The organism is Bdellovibrio sp. BCCA, from assembly GCF_037996825.1.
In the GTDB taxonomy this organism is placed as follows: domain Bacteria; phylum Bdellovibrionota; class Bdellovibrionia; order Bdellovibrionales; family Bdellovibrionaceae; genus Bdellovibrio.
The window spans coordinates 3,260,338-3,275,908 of sequence record NZ_JBBNAC010000001.1 but is presented as its reverse complement, the minus strand read 5'-3'; the positions used below and the strand labels follow the sequence as shown (position 1 = coordinate 3,275,908).

The following is a 15,571-nucleotide window of genomic DNA, read 5'->3' as shown; positions in this document are numbered from 1 at the left end:
ACAAAAAACCCACAACTCGTGAAAGCTGTGGGTATTATTGTTTTATCTTTTTGCAAGAATCTAGTTTACGTAGTCCTTCGCATTGATTCCGTACTTCTCAATCTTACGAAGAAGCGTTTTCTTCGGAATATTCGCGTGAAGGGCCGTTTGATTAATACGACCGCAGAACGTCTTTAAAGCTTTGATGATAAACTCTTTCTCAAAAGCTTCTTTCTGTGCATTGAAATCAAGACTCTCGTTGCCAGAGAACGGAACCATTTCTTCTCCGTCCAAGTCATCAGAATCCGAACCCAGGTCCGCATCTTCTTCGTCACCCAAACTTGCATGAGCTTGAAGCGCAGATCCCAAACCTTGAGAAGCCACGTTCGCCGCCGTATCCATCACAGGCATATCGATCAAATTCACGCCTGTTGCGATCAAAAGAGATTCAGGAAGTGAAGCGATCGTGATGATGTTTGTCATCTCAAGAACGAAAGCATGTTCAATCACGTTTTCAAGTTCACGGATGTTACCTGGCCAAGTGTGCTTTTTCAAAACAGCCATCGCATCTGGAGCGATGCCATTGATGCGTTTGCCATGAGCTTGGTTGAACTTCTTAATAAAGATATTCACCATGTGTTCCATATCGTCTTTGCGCTCAGCCAATGCTGGCAAGAAGATAGGTACAACGTTCAAACGATAGAAAAGGTCTTCGCGGAAAGATCCCGCTTTGATCATGTCTTCTAGAGGACGATTTGTCGCCGCAATGATGCGAACATTCGTCGGGAATTCGCGGTTAGAACCCACAGGAGTGAATACTTTCTCCTGAAGAACGCGAAGGATCTTTACTTGCATAAGCTGAGGCATATCGCCCACTTCATCCAAGAAAAGAGTTCCGCCTTCCGCAAACTGGAATTTACCAATCTTGCGTTGGTCTGCACCTGTGAAAGAACCTTTTTCGTGACCGAAAAGTTCAGACTCAAACAAGTTTTCAGGAATTGCAGAGCAGTTGATAGCTACGAATTTTTCATCTTTGCGAGCCGAGTTGTAGTGAATCGCTTTAGCAACAAGTTCTTTACCCGTACCAGAAGCGCCACGGATCAAAACAGGCGTTTCAACTTTAGCAAGGCGGTGAATGATATTAAACACCTTTTGCATTTGCGAAGTGTGACCGATGATCTTACGACCGGCTTCCACCATCACCGGCGCAGAGGCCGCGATATTAGAAATCAAGTTATGAGCATTGACGGCTTTATCGATCAACTGCAAAAGGTCTTCGCTGCTGACAGGCTTTTGGAGGTAGTTGTAAGCGCCGTCTTTCACAGCTTGAATCGCATCGTTCAATGTCGCGTGTGCGGTCATGATGATAACGATAATACCTGGATCGAATTCTTTGATTTGGCGAAGAGCTTCAAGCCCATTCATGCGAGGCATGTCGACGTCAAGAATAACGACATCATATTTTTTCTCGCTGCCTTTCACTTTCTCCATAGCGTTGACGCCATCGAAAGCTTCATCAACTTCGAAACGTTGTGTGACTGCGAGTGCCGATTTGACGGACAATCTTAAGCCCTGATCGTCATCAACAACCAAAACCTTAAGCATGTGTACCCCCTTGCTCGATTGGTAGTTCTACCGTAAAAGTCGATCCATTACCATGGGAAGATTCTACAAAAATACGTCCCCGGTGAAGTTCAGTAAAATATTTGGCCAAATACAATCCCAAGCCCGAACCCTTAATAGGCGAGCTTTTGGCGTTCTTAGAGCGGAAAAACTTCATAAAGATATTCTGAAGTTCATCAGAAGGGATGCCAGGGCCCTGATCGGCCACCTGAACAACGACCTTCGTGGAAGTTTCTTCGCTCGACACCATGATTTTCGTGTCTTCCGGACTGTACTTGATGGCGTTTTCAACAAGATTCGAGAAGACTTGCTTCATAAGGTCCGCATCCACAGGCACTGGGAACATGGGTTCCAATTCAGAGACGATTTGAATGCGCTTAACTTTCGCCAGGAACTCGTGCTTTCGAATCACTTCCTGAAGAAGATTGTTGATGTCCTTGCTTTGCAAATGAAGCTGAACACCCTGGCTCTCGATCTTACCGTAATTTAAAATTGCATTGATAAACTTTAAAAGATCATCCGAAGAATGCTTGATCGTATCCACGGCTTCACGCTGTTGCGCACTCAACTGAACATTGTCAGACAGGATCATGTCCGTCATTCCTTGAATACGTGCAATCGGCGTTTTCAGATCATGCGACATCATCGAAATGAAATTCGTCTTAAGCTCTTCAACTTGGCTTAGAAGTTTATTCTTTTGGTAGTATTCCCAGCTCCGACGGTTCTCGACAATCAAACGATAAGGAATAAAGAAATAATAGCAGAGGAAAATCGTCAAAAGAGGTGCTGCCATGGGAAGCCACAAACCTGCAACCCAGTAAGCAAGAATACAAACAACGATAAATCCCGCCAAGGTTCCACCGAGAATCATCAATCCGCGAGTGGGCTTCATCGTTAAAACAACATGAGTCGTTAAGATCGAAGCAAGAAGAATAAAGATCCAATTAATGGCCTTGTGAGATTTCACAGGACCGGAATTGCGAATCAAGGTGTCGATCGTATTGGCTTGAAGTTCAATGCGAGTCATCGCCGTCACTTCGCGACTGTACGGACTCATGATGTATTCGCCTTCATCCAGACCTAAATCGGTTCCGATAAGAACGATTTTATTTTTAAAGCGAGAAGCATCGATACGGCCATTTAAGACGTCTTCAAAAGAAGTGGATGGATAAGTTTTAGCTCTGTGGAAATCAATATAAGCCTGATCGGTTCCGTAAAAATCAAAGTGACCGCGAACTTTATCGACGTCCTTGATTTCAGGATTAAAAAGACTCGCCAATTGCACGGGCAATAACGAACGACCTTGATACGTTAAAATCATTCGACGAGTCACACCGTCTTTGGCGAAGTTCACCAAGTCCGTTGTTTTCGGAGCTGGCGCTAAAGTGACTTTTTCAAGAGGGTCCGGAAGAGAAAGCTGTTTTTCTTCTCCCTTTAAAGCTGTTGAGCGGCCTGCAACGAAAACATTGGCGTTTTCGACGATGCTGGACTCCCAATCATTCTTCTCATCAACACTGCCTGGTGTCTCGCTGACGTTAAAATCATAGACGACAGCCTTTGCACCTTCGGCAACAAGGCCGCGTAAAAGAGAAGCTTGTTCTTTCGCGGTCGGAAAACCTTTAAACAATTGAACAGTTTGTGGAGTGATATAAATCAATTCGATGTTGCCGGATGTTTGATTCAGAACTTTAGTGCGAACTCTTAAGTCGTAGAGGAAAGACTCAAGATAATCGAGATTGGTTTGCGCAATGAAAAAAGAGATCCCCAGTGCGAAGGCAATTCGCAACGCAAGCGCTTTATAGTCTCCTCGTTTTTGGGAGGAGGATGTCTCTTCAGGCGAGGGAGGAAGAGTCATAATCTCGTTTTTCGTTAAAATTAATAATTACTATCGAACTGGGATACAGCCTTCGCCGTTTCCACCAGTACCTGGCCCAATCATCTGTGTCGACGGAGTTGCGGTGGGCTTCAGAGGTTTAATCTTTTTAATATGTGTTTGCTTTTTCATAACATCCTCTTAGCAGGAAACCCTGCTCATTTTATAATATAACAATGCCGTAGCAATCAAGCCGCGCGTGCGAAAACAAAACTGACCGTCTTTCTGGTGCTTGTTTCCCGTGCTTTGCTTGTGAATGAACATACAGCCTCCGCCGCAAAGGAAACGCGCCCAGCAGCTTTGGCAGTTGTTCTGTTCAATAAGGGGAGCTTGGTATTGAGCCAAACGCTCCTCATTGAGTTGAGTCCCTTGACCCACTTGTTCTTCTTTATTTCCAACTTCCCAAGGGCACGTGAAAAGATTGTTTCTCGCGTCCACCATCAGAAATGACTTTCCAGCTCCGCAGTAGTTTTCAGTTTGTTGCTGGTTGTCCAAAGCAGAAAAGTGCTGATCAAAAACTCCAATTTTGCGAAGTTCAGGTTCGCCGCCGGAGGCGTAAGCCAACGCTGCAATCGAATTCATCTGCTCAACGAATGCCTTGTTGCTGGCGTCGTCATTTTCTTCCACAGAGTATGTGAACTCATAGCGATCGACTTTCAGCGTGCGATAGAAATTGTAAGCGCTCACAAGATCTAAATTCTCGCGATTGAAAACGCCATGCACCGTCAAAAGACCCAAAGAGTGTCTGTTATCAACAAGCTGACGAAGACCTTCAACAACCAATGATGTGCTGCTAGAGCCATCTTTTGTAGGACGAGCCTTGTCGTTGATCTCTGCGGGACCATCTAAGCTTACTGTCACATTGGCCTTAAGACTCTTTAGAATATTCAAAGTTTTTTCGTTGATCAAAGTTCCGTTCGTCACAATCGAAAAACCAGCCTGGATATTTTTTCCAGCTGTCATCAAACGAACATAACTACCGATCTCTTGAATGCCGTCTGGATAAAGAAGAGGCTCGCCGCCTAAGAATGTGATTTTAAAACGGCTGCCTTCAGGAAGACGTTCAATAAAGAATTTCAATTGCGGAAGAGTTTTTTCGACGTTGATCTTTGTTTGCGCAGCTCCGTAAGTTCCGTCGCCACCTGCCGCACAGTAAGTGCACTTCAGATTGCAGATTTGTGTGACGTTGATCGTGAGGCTGCGGATGCCGGGTTGAAGCTTTCCGGATTTCACTTCAGGGCTGTTTTCTTGCTCCCACAAAGTGAGTTCTTCAGTGGCCTCGGAAGACTTCAAAGTCTCTTGCATGTCGTTCCAAGTCTCTTCAGAAATTTCAGCGACTTCCAAATTACGGGCATGGAAAGCCAGGGGAGCTCCTTGGTTCCATTTGAAGGCCACAATGTCTTTGTAACGTCGTTGTTCCATACCGCTAAGGGGAACTGCAATAAGCGTTCCATATTGAGACACCCGAATGATCTTATAAAAACAAGTAAAATCAATAATTTATGCGATGAGGGAGTGGTGTATTTTTGCCCTGAAAAACAAGCTCTTGGGGGCAAAAGGAAACTATTTCATGAGTGTCAATTGGCTGGGGAGGTTCGGACATCGGACACCGCTGCTGGCCAGATCGCTTTTATGAGGGCCCGTACGGCTTTGTACCTTTGCAGGAACCTTCCATTGCCCGTGAAATTGCGGGCAATAACTGGAGGCATTCATGAAAAATAAAGCACTGCTTTTGGGGTTTTTATTAACGTCCCTTTTAAGCAAACCTGTTTTGGCGGTTCCGTTGTTTGGGGAAACAGCGGGAACGATTAAAAACGGAATTTTAACTTTGTATCGCGATCACGCGAATCTAAACAAAGTTTATTTCTTTCCAAATTCCACACGCTTTTCGGCAGACAACAGTGGTGTTCCACTTTTCAACTTCGTGTACTGGGGATTGGAAAATCCAGCGTCAGGTGGAGCGTATATGACCATGACGACTCATCTTGCGTCTGACACGGATCAAAAAGCGGCCCTTGATACTTACATGAAGGAGCATCCAGAAGTGGAAGTGGCTGTTTTACCAATTAAATCTTCGACGATTGGTTTACAAACGACTGCGGCGGGAGCGCAGCCGTTAAGTGATTTATTTAAAGAGTTCAATTTTGCTCAGCACGGTGGACGTGCGGAAGATGAAATCGGTGTGAATTCGGTGTTAACCAGCGTCGGCGCAAAAGCCTTCAAAGCTCTTCTGACGAAATCAGCAGGAAGTGCGTTGTTGAAAATGGACTACTGCTACAAGGTGCAAGGTTTCGGTCCTAACATGGATGCTTCTATCAGAGTGAACATGAAACGCGTATACGAATATTTCCAGGCGTCTCATTCAGGTGGTTGGGGTTGGTTTAGTTGGAGCATTCAGTCGGTTGTAGAAAAGCTTCATGCGGAAAGAGCCATTGAAATCACAATGAATGGTGGCGATGCAAAAGAATGGGAATATCTTCAAAAGATTTCAGAGACGATCACAGCACGCATGTTTGTTCCAGAATTGGCAGCGACACCGGTGACAGCAACAGCTCCTAGCAATCGTTTATTCCACTTTGGTGGAGGCTCCGTTCGTAAAGAAGAGTTACAAACAGAAACATGGAACTGGAAACGCACAGACCTAGAGGAGCGTGATTTCTGTACAGCCGTTGTCATCAAAGATCTTGATAAATATCGCGACCGTCTTGTGATCTCCGCAGATTAAATAAAAAAGGAAAATCCTGTGAAAAAATATTTTGCTTTATTGCTGACACTGGTGGGATCGTGGGCTTCGGCTGCGATCCACGAAGTGAATGAATACGAAAGAACCGTTTACTACTCACTTACTCCTTATTTAGAGATGAATGTGATGGATCTTGAAAGTGATGGTGGAATTTTAAGTGTGTCTTTGGCTTACGACGGCGATTTAGCTCGTCAAGAGATGGACAGGGTGAAGGCGACTTATCCAGGTTACAAACTCAATCTACTGACAGCGCAAGTGACAGGCGCGCCGTTGAAAGTAGAAATTCCTTCTGTTGGTATTTCCGAAGAAACGGTGTTGCGACAGGGGCAAGCCGGGCCTTACATGAATTTGCAAATCAGTCTTAAGAAAGACCAAGTGGCGAAGTTGAAAACTCTGGCGAAGAGAAACGACTTCTTAAATTTGGAAATTCCCGTGCAAGCTAACTACAGCTCAAGCACAGAGATGGAAAAATTTGAAGACTCGGTGAACTGCTCAGAACTTAGGGTGAATCGTATAGAAGATTTGATTTTGAATCTTTCGCGAATGAAACAGCCGTCCACGATGCGTTATGATCAGACATTTATCTCTTACAAAAAGGATCTATTGCAGAAATGTTTTGAAACAGAAGCAAGTTCTGTGAAGTCTTTTAGAGATGTCTTGAACTTGCCAATAAAATCTCGCTTAGAGCCTGTTGTGGTCAAAGGTCTTCATCTAGACAGACAGAATCACGATATTAAATTTAACTTAGTTCCGATTTTGAAAGTTCAAATTAACTAGGAATTTTATATGAAAAAACTCATATGGCTATTTCCCTTGTTCGTTTCAGCTTGCGGCGGTGGAGGGAAATCATCCGGAACGCCGCCTGTAAGTGTACCGATACCTCATCCACAAGTGGACAATCTAGCTTGTGATCAGGTGAAGCTTTTGGGGCGTATGTATTCTGGAACTTCGGCAACATTTTATGTGAATACTTTGATTTTGGCGATGGAGACTTTTGCCTCACAGTGTTCACCTCAGGATGCCGCAGCTGTTTTAGATAGGAGTTTTCATATCGCATGCAGTGATATCTGTGTGGTAAAGGAAAAATAGAATGAAAAATATTATGACATTGTTTTTTATTACGTTGGCGGTTTCAAGCGCTTGGGCTATTCCAGTGGTGAATGAAAACGTCGCCAACAGTGGCGTGATGACAATATATCCGGATCATCAAGATCCTCACCGGTATTATGTCGCTCCGAATGTTGTGATGATTGCAACGAACTCGGAAGGAGTTCCCTATTTTTCTTACGGAGAATTTAGAAAAAATCTAATCAATAAAATTGGCGTGATTTCGATGACATTGGTTCCCGCCTACACCCGAGAAGAGTTGGAATTGGCAAAAGCAGAAATTCTTAAAAAAGATCCTAAAGCGGAATTTAGCGGGGTGCCTTTTATCGAATCGAAGCTATCGCTCACAGGAGTCTTGGCGGAGTTGATTGGCGAAAATGAGTGCAATCACCGTGGCGGCTTGATCGGGCAAGAGCAGTCCTGTGCTATTGTTCTTACGAGCAAAGGAAGAACATTCTTTCTAAAGTCGATTCAGAAAAGAACTCTTTTTACGACTTTGCAGTTTGAGTACGCTCTGCAAGCCGTGGTTCGTAAAGCCGATGGTTCCTTTGTTGACCAAGAAATCAATCATGGGGTCGCAGTCCGGATTGATGGTGATCAACTTTCAAAGTATCCGCAATTAATCAATCCGTTATAAAACCGAGGCCCAGAATTGTCTGGTCCTACGGCTAGAGCATTGGATCTCGGTGGCTTGGTAAAAATAATTTGATAGCCTATGGATCTATGTTCAATTCAAGTTCTTCTCGCGGCAAAAGATTTACAGATCAACAGGTTCTTAAACTCACGGATGGAGAAATTTTATTCCGTGAAGGAGATTTGAGCCGCGAGATGTACATTGTCCAGTGTGGCACTGTCGAAGTTTATAAAAAAGTCGAAGGTAGCACGGTGATTCTTGGAAAAGTGGAACGGGGAAGCATGGTTGGCGAAATGTCGCTGTTAGAGTCTTTACCTCGTTCCGCATCCGCTCGCTCTGTGGGCGATACCACTTTGTTGGTCTTGGACCCTGGTAGTTTTTTATTAAAAATCCGTCGGGATCCGACGTTTGCATTTGAACTGATGAAACAATTAAGCGGTCGCATTCGCCAGACCAATGACAAACTAGTAGCCTTGATTGCCGCTGAACAACTTTCTAAAAATAATCTGCAAGAAGTCGTTGAGTCCTCTTTATGATCATTGATGTCTCGACGGAAAAAATGGTGGTCATTTCGGACCTGCATTTGGGTAATCCATTCTCCAGTACAAAAAAGCGTTTGATTGAGTTTTTGTATTGGGCGGCTGAAAACAAATACGATGTTTGCATTAATGGTGATGGACTTGAAATTGCTCAAGTGTCGTTTCGTAAATTAGCAGAAGACGTCCCGGAAGTTTTTCGAGCGGTGAAAGCGATTTCCAAAGCGGGAAATCGGGTTTTTTACATCGTTGGGAATCATGATATTTTGCTAGAAAATTTTTTAGAAGACTGGGGGCCCCTGATTCTTGCCCCGTTTTTGAATGTCCAATGTGGCAATCAAAGAATTCGCATTGAGCATGGCCATCTTTATGATCCTTTTTTTGTGAAAAGCCCGGATCTTTATGAGTTTATGACGTGGCTGGGAGGATTCGCGCTCATGGTGAGTCCCAGAGCTTACAAACTGTGGATCAAGTTTGAAGAAGTAAAATCAAAAATCAGACGTTTTTTTAGAGGTCCTAGCGAAGTGCAGACCTTGCCCGGAGAACATCCTGACTTCGTTATTGCGGCAGAAGAGGTGTGCGCTCGTGGATTTGATTCCATTATTTTTGGGCACACCCATCATGCGGGCGTTTTAGCTCTGCCAAACGGGCGATATTTTAACAGTGGGTCTTGGTTGATCGAACCGCATTTTATCGAGATTAGTTCGGATGATGTAGAGATCAACACGTATTCTAACTTTTAAGCCGTCTCAAGAAGAGAAGCTCTCGATAAGAAGCTCTTATTTTTGTTCCCATGGGCGTTCCCACGCTTAACAGATCAGTTTAAAAAACCGAAAAGATCATTATGCAGAAGCTGGGAATATGGTACGTCATTGCATTTTGTCTGTTTGCGGGAATGGGTTGTTCTTTGGACGCCAATCTTGCAGATTTCAATAGCCAAAACCAACTTTTTTTAAGCTTTGATACCGACAATGCGACAATCTCATCTTCAAACTTTCGTTCCTATGCTGTTAAAGGTTCCTGCGAACACACTGAAAAACCTGTTGAGATTCAGGTCAGCACTTTCGGTACTTTTTCAACTGAATGTAAAGCGGACAAAACATTTTCAGTGTCTTTAGATTTGGACGGTATCCAAGACGGCAAAATTACAATCAGAGCCAGCCAAGATGAAACCGAAGCGAAGAAAACCTCATTAGATCAAAAACACGTCCTCGTCGATTTAACTCCGCCGACTGTGACAATTGATCCTCCGGATGGCGCAACGAACTACTCGGCGTCTTCCCTAAGATCGAACTATCCTATTGCAGGAACTTGTTCGGATCCTTTTAACGTTGTGAAAGTAGGAACGTCTTTAGCGCAAGAGTATTTCGCTGTTTGTTCAGCGTCTCATAGATGGGAGATTCGGTTGAATCTTTCAGCGGAAACGGCAAACTCCATTGATTTTTATGTTCAGCATTTTGATCAGGCTGGGAATATTTCGACAACTCAGTCTGTGAACATCGCTTATCCTCAGTGGCATAAGATCAGTCCTGATATTACGGCAACGGGCGTCGCTTCGGTACGCTTGATCACGCAGTATGGAAATACGGGGCGGATTTTACTGGCGGCGCCGTTGCGCAATGATGACCTCGTCGATCTGGGTATTGTGAACTTCAACGGCACCGGTTTAACTCGTTTAAATCCTATTTCTGGTCAGTGGGCTTTGGATGTCGCAAGACCTATTATTAGTGTCGAAAAATATGCTCGCGCTTTGTATACACGCTCCTCTGTGGCGCGTGTACAGCTCAGAGAATTGCATTCCGTCAAAACTGATGGAACGGGCGATATTGTCTTGTTTGGACCAAGCCCGGAAAATCCCGTGGGCGGTGTAACTACTTACGCTTTGACTCCAAATCAGGATACTGTGATTGCGATTGGTGATATTGAAGCGAAAGACAATGAATTTAATCTTTATGCCATCAATGTTCAAACCGGTGTAAAAATAAAATTGAATGGCTCTATGGTGGACGGTGGTGACGTTCGTGATTTCATCATCAGTCCTGACGGAACACAGGTTGTTTTTCGCGCTGATAAAGAATCGGATGAGGCCATTTCCCTTTTTGCCGTGAAAGTTGACGGCACGGGATTGCGCCGTCTGGGACCAGCCATGTCCTCTGGAAAAACTGTGCTGCCCGGTTATACGGTTAGCAGCAACAGCAAGTGGGTGCTTTTCCGCGATAATCAAAGTTTTGTGTCTGGTTCCAATGCTGGAAGTTCGGTGGTCTCTTTGGAAACCGGCGAACATATTAGCTTCGCTCCCTCAACAACAGGATTCATTGAAGCCGGCCTTTTTAGTCCGAACGGTCGTTATGTCGCCTATCGCGTTGATCGCACGACCGTAGGTTGCTACGCGATGGAGATTTATGATCTGGAGACGCGCAGTGAACTAGAAGTTTCTCCCGCCTGCCCGAATGCAAATACAGATGTATTCAGCTATTCATGGGCGCCTGATTCATCCAAACTTGCCTTTGGCATGGCTACATCGGCTAGTATCGTAGATCTTTACGTCGTGAATACGAATGGTTCGAATCGCTTGAAATTGACGAATGCCGCAGTCGTACGCAACGGTTTGTATCAAACCTTTAGAGAAAACAGCCTCATCATAACTAACAATCAGAAAATTATTTTTCCGGCGGACTTTTCAGGTGTAAGCCCGGCTTCGGCCGCCGATATGAAATATGATTTGTACAGTGTTAAGATAGATGGATCTGAAGCTCCGATAAAATTGAATTCTATATCTCCGTCATCTATTGTTCGTGATTATCCTTTGATTTCCGTGAGCCCCTCAGGCGACCGGGTGGTGTTTGTTGCTGATTTGGAGATTGATGGAAAATATGACATGTATTTAGCGGCGACAGACGGTAGCTCTTCAAGAAGACTAAATCCTCCGATAGCGAGCCCTCAGAATGACGTGCTCTTTACTTCTCAGAGTTATGTCTTAGACTGGTCACGCAACACAGCCGCGATGTTAGCCGACGTGAATATTGACTTCGTTAACGAGCTTCACGTGGCTTCGTTAAGCTTGACACCAAGTGCTCCACAGTACTTATCCTTACCGACGGTCTTATCTGGGGACGTCGGAACTGTTCAGGCCTCTGAAAACAAATCGAAAATTTTATTCCGCTCTAACCCCGTTGTAGATTCTCAGATGCATTTGTACGTTGCGGAAGCCGATGGTTCAAATGTACGACGAGTGACAAAAGATTATCCTGCAGGTGGCGGAGTGATGCGCAGTTGGATAATTTCTGCTGACGGCAGCAAGGTTGTTTATATCTCTGATCAGGATGTAGCAGGACAAGAAGAGCTTTACGTCGTAAACACATCAGGTGGATCGCCAGTGAAGGTAAGTGGCACAATCAATGCCGTCGGCGGCAATGTCACAGCATTTAAATATATCGAAGCCACGAATCAAATCGTGTATTTGGGTGATCTTACTACGGACTCGGTGATAGACGTTTACGTTGTAAATGCCGATGGGACGGGCAATACCAAACTTTCTCCGGCTTATGCACATGCCGTGAATATTCAAAGTTGGGATGTGGCATTGGATGGAAGCTTTGTCGCTCTTCGCTGGGATTATCGTGTCGATGAAAAAGTTGAGATCGATAAAATTTCAACAGCGGGTGGTGCCCCGGTTGCGGTTAATGCTCCTATTGGCGGAAGCTTTGATCTTGCGGGCTTTAAAATTTCTTCCGATTCACAGTGGATTTGTTATTGGGGTACAATGGCGGCGACAGGCAGACTTGATGCGAGGGTCGCGAATGCCGTAACTCCCGCGACAAATTATCTTATTACAAACGGGGTGAACTCAACACAAGGAGCTTCGGGATGTGATTTCACGCCTGATTCAGCCTACGTTCTGCTCACTGGTGACTGGTATACTGACGGAAAAACAGCGATGAAGTCATTTAATATCGCGACGCAGACCTTGTACTCTTTGAACTCCTCACTGCCTGTGACTTCTCATACTTCAACTTATTTCAGTCTTGTTGAAGGCGCAAATAAACGAGTTATCACGTTAAGCGAATCGTCTCCGGAAGTTTATGAACTCTATAGTATGAATTACGATGGAACTGATTTGAGAAAAATCAGTGCGACTCCTTATGCCGGAGGCCAGGTTAATGCCAATAACGGAACGGCTGTTCAAATTATGGATGATGCGGATAGGACCATCGTTTATTCAGGTCTTATTGAGACTTTGGGAAAATGGGATTTGTTTGCGGTGAAATGGGATGGAACGCAAAAAAGAAAGCTAGTCACTTTGAATGCGAATGCCGACATTTACGATTTTACGGTTTTCCCTGGCCTTAACCGGATTTTTTATCGTGCTGACAATGAACGAGACGGTATTTTAACTCTTTATTCAGTTAACGCTGATGGGACGGGAATTAAAAATCATACCCCAGGGATTTCAGGGAATACAGGTGCGTGGGCGGGTCGGGCCGCCTCAAACACTCACGTATTCTTCACTAGCGATGCTTACGGCAGTCAGACTTTGGATCTTTTCATAGATCCTCTTTAAAGCAAAAAAGCCCGATATTTGATCGGGCTTTTTTCATTCTGCATTTTATCTTTTTTACGGAAGTGGAGCAGGAGCCGCTGTAGTGCGGAACTCTCCGTTCGTGTCCGTATAAAGGCGTAGATCGAAGGATCTGTTGTGGATGATGTTTTGGATGTACATCAATGAACGGTAGAGTTTTTCTTCACTGAATTGACCGTAGCTATAAACCACAGGCTCAATGCCTTTTGCCGAAAGAACCATTTCATAACGCAAAAGGTTCGGGCGTTGATCTTCAGAAATAAATGACATCAAGAAACCAATGCCTCTCTCTTTCCAGATTGGAATCTGTTGAAGATCCTCGAAAGCATCGAAGCGCTCTTGCACAGATTTTTTCGCATCAATGACCACCGTAAGATGGCTTGCCACACGACGGATATCGCCTGTGAATGCAGACACCCAATTAAAAATATAATCTTTTGGAGAATTGCCGCCTACAAATGGACGAGAGCGGGGGCGGCCTTTAAGCTCGATGTATTGCTTAAAGCGCGCAGCCAAAGCTTCTTCACCCATGTAAGGCAACGTTTTCAATGCTTCAGGATTGAAGAACACTTCTTGTTTGAAGTAGCCATTTACTTTTTTGCCAGGAGAAGACTCCCAAGAGTTCCAGTTGATATTGCTGTATTGTTTTTCGCCAATGGTTTCTCGAACCAGACGTTGAATTTCGTCTAAGTCACGGCCGGAAACATCTTTCATTTTCATTTCTGCACTGGAAGTCAAAGTCACGAAACGACCCGGGTTCCAGTTTTGATCTGCAGTGAAAAGAAGATTCGAAGTCATCAAAGTTTCTTCGCCGAAAAGACCGAACAAGATTTTCGTTTTTTTGTAACGAGAAAGAGTGTCTAGTAAGAAGTATTGTTCTTTATCTTGTTTGTCGTAGCTAAGAACTTTGTTTTCGCCATAAGCTTTTCCAGCTTCGAATTTCCAAAGATTCAAACCGAACTTAATGCGGGCGTCTTTATTGACACCTTCGGAAGATCCTTTAAATACGCGGTCGATACGGCGGTCTTGTGGAGGAAGAAGACCATCTTGAAGAGCGATTTTTTCAATATCCGTTAAGTCCGTCAAAAGTTCTTGAGTCAAATCTTTGCGAGACACGGTAGGGTTTGCCACTTTGATGTCTTTCAATTGAACTTTGTGAAGCATCAACGTGTCGTAAGCTTGTGCCGCTTCCGGATCATTCAAATTAAAGACGTAATCAAGCATGATGACATCGTTCTTACCTAAACCCGTGCCTGCATCGAGGGGAGTCAGGCTCAACCATCTTTCAATTTTATTGTCGAGAAGGCTGATGCCAAAAATTTCAAGATCTTCAGATAAATCGACACCGGCGTTGGCGCCGACACCTTTGCCGCGAACAGCGATCAGCTTCACGCGCATTTTATTGTCATCCATACGGAATAAATGCACCATGAATTCGCCCGACATATAAGCGTGAGTGGAAGCCCCTGCTGTGAAATCACCTTTCAAAAGATCATGGCTCAGCGAAAGAACAAAAGCCATGCGGCCTTGGAATGCGACGAAGTCACCAGGTTCAAGTCTTTCAATCGCTTTTTTTGCTGTGAACGGAAGATTTCTTGGTGTGTAAGGAAGAGCCACCAAGGAAGCTTTTTGGCTCTTGAATTGACGAGCGAAAATGATCTCTGAATTTTTCTCTAAGTTAATACCTACCGGAGTGTCGAGATCGTCAATGAAATCACCCGGATTTAAAGCGAATTTCAAAGTGTATTTATCAATACGCGTGTAATAGCCATCAACGTAAGAAGGTTCTGATTCAATACGATAACGTAAAGAAGTAGAAAGACCATCAAGAATATCTGCATTGACAAGGTTGATGCCCGCGCCGATTTCTTGTTTAGCGACCTCTTTTTGAATTCGCTCCCAGACATTAGCGGGTTTAAGAACCTCCCAACCAGCTTGTGCTGAAGAAGTGGCAAGGAACGAAAGACCTGAAGCCATGGCCAGGCCCAGAAGTTGTTTTTTGAGCATCATAAGCTCTCCCTCTTGGATTTAAGCGTCCCATGAAAGTGCAAGCTCAATACCGGATTTAATACCCTTCAAATCCGATACGTTCATAGTTCATAGGTGGCGCACATTAAGTCAGATATCGATCTCTTTTACAACCCTGTATTTATTATGGATGGAGAGTTACCGGTAATTGCCATTGAGCTCCAGAAAGTTATTGTCCCGACCGGGACAGGGTGCTGTGATATTTACATGAAAATCAAATTTATCATCGATGGAAAAGAGATCGAAGTTCCGGGAGAATCGGGCAGAACTTTGCTCGACATGGCTTTGATTGCTCAAATAAATCCACCGTACTCTTGTTTAGAGGGAAGTTGTGGGACTTGTGAAGCTGTGATCGAAGAAGGCAAAACAAGTGAAGACAAACCCGATACGCGAGTCGTTCGCACATGCCAGGCACTACCATGGTCCGAGTATGTTGTTGTGAACTACGACAAAGGCCCGACCAAATAAT

Annotated in this window: 12 protein-coding genes; 8 read left to right on the top strand and 4 right to left on the bottom strand. The window is 44.4% G+C overall.

The window, feature by feature from the left end; all coding sequences use genetic code 11:
* Positions 1 to 60: 60 nt before the first annotated feature.
* The 3 genes from AAAA78_RS15785 to AAAA78_RS15775 all read right to left on the bottom strand — a co-directional run bounded on the left by AAAA78_RS15785 (position 61) and on the right by AAAA78_RS15775 (position 4,939).
* On the bottom strand, positions 61 to 1,584 hold the full coding sequence (locus AAAA78_RS15785; protein ID WP_340593037.1) for a sigma-54-dependent transcriptional regulator: 1,524 nt from the start codon (positions 1,582 to 1,584) through the stop codon (positions 61 to 63).
* The gene (locus tag AAAA78_RS15780) at positions 1,577 to 3,457 is read right to left on the bottom strand and encodes an ATP-binding protein (RefSeq protein WP_340593036.1); all 1,881 of its coding nucleotides are present in this window, start codon (positions 3,455 to 3,457) and stop codon (positions 1,577 to 1,579) included. Before AAAA78_RS15780 ends, AAAA78_RS15785 begins: the two co-directional genes overlap by 8 nt.
* A gap of 159 nt (positions 3,458 to 3,616) precedes the next feature.
* Positions 3,617 to 4,939, bottom strand: a complete 1,323-nt coding sequence (locus AAAA78_RS15775; RefSeq protein ID WP_340593035.1) for a radical SAM/SPASM domain-containing protein — start codon at positions 4,937 to 4,939, stop codon at positions 3,617 to 3,619.
* Positions 4,940 to 5,186: 247 nt separating this feature from the next.
* Here AAAA78_RS15775 and AAAA78_RS15770 point away from each other — a divergent pair, with 247 nt between their 5' ends.
* The 7 genes from AAAA78_RS15770 to AAAA78_RS15740 all read left to right on the top strand — a co-directional run bounded on the left by AAAA78_RS15770 (position 5,187) and on the right by AAAA78_RS15740 (position 13,056).
* Positions 5,187 to 6,200 carry a hypothetical protein gene (locus tag AAAA78_RS15770; RefSeq protein WP_340593034.1) on the top strand — a complete coding sequence of 338 codons (1,014 nt, stop codon included), beginning with the start codon at positions 5,187 to 5,189 and terminating at the stop codon, positions 6,198 to 6,200.
* Positions 6,201 to 6,218: 18 nt separating this feature from the next.
* Positions 6,219 to 6,995 carry a hypothetical protein gene (locus AAAA78_RS15765; RefSeq protein WP_340593033.1) on the top strand — a complete coding sequence of 259 codons (777 nt, stop codon included), beginning with the start codon at positions 6,219 to 6,221 and terminating at the stop codon, positions 6,993 to 6,995.
* Positions 6,996 to 7,004: 9 nt separating this feature from the next.
* Complete coding sequence (locus tag AAAA78_RS15760; protein WP_340593031.1) at positions 7,005 to 7,307, top strand: hypothetical protein; 303 nt, start codon at positions 7,005 to 7,007, stop codon at positions 7,305 to 7,307.
* A gap of 1 nt (position 7,308) precedes the next feature.
* Positions 7,309 to 7,962: a hypothetical protein gene (locus AAAA78_RS15755; RefSeq protein ID WP_340593030.1), complete on the top strand. Its 654-nt coding sequence runs from the start codon at positions 7,309 to 7,311 to the stop codon at positions 7,960 to 7,962.
* Between the two features lie 86 nt (positions 7,963 to 8,048).
* Complete coding sequence (locus AAAA78_RS15750) at positions 8,049 to 8,495, top strand: Crp/Fnr family transcriptional regulator (RefSeq protein WP_340593029.1); 447 nt, start codon at positions 8,049 to 8,051, stop codon at positions 8,493 to 8,495.
* Positions 8,492 to 9,238, top strand: a complete 747-nt coding sequence (locus tag AAAA78_RS15745) for a UDP-2,3-diacylglucosamine diphosphatase (protein WP_340593028.1) — start codon at positions 8,492 to 8,494, stop codon at positions 9,236 to 9,238. Before AAAA78_RS15750 ends, AAAA78_RS15745 begins: the two co-directional genes overlap by 4 nt.
* Before the next feature lie 101 nt (positions 9,239 to 9,339).
* Positions 9,340 to 13,056, top strand: coding sequence for a TolB protein (locus AAAA78_RS15740; RefSeq protein WP_340593027.1), 3,717 nt, complete (start codon positions 9,340 to 9,342; stop codon positions 13,054 to 13,056).
* Positions 13,057 to 13,110: 54 nt separating this feature from the next.
* Here AAAA78_RS15740 and AAAA78_RS15735 read toward each other — a convergent pair whose 3' ends face one another.
* A complete protein-coding gene (locus tag AAAA78_RS15735) occupies positions 13,111 to 15,084 on the bottom strand; it encodes a hypothetical protein (protein WP_340593026.1) in 1,974 nt (657 codons plus the stop codon).
* Positions 15,085 to 15,309: 225 nt separating this feature from the next.
* On the opposite strand from AAAA78_RS15735, the gene AAAA78_RS15730 reads away from it, so the two are divergent.
* Complete coding sequence (locus tag AAAA78_RS15730) at positions 15,310 to 15,570, top strand: 2Fe-2S iron-sulfur cluster-binding protein (protein ID WP_340593025.1); 261 nt, start codon at positions 15,310 to 15,312, stop codon at positions 15,568 to 15,570.
* Position 15,571 lies beyond the last annotated feature (1 nt).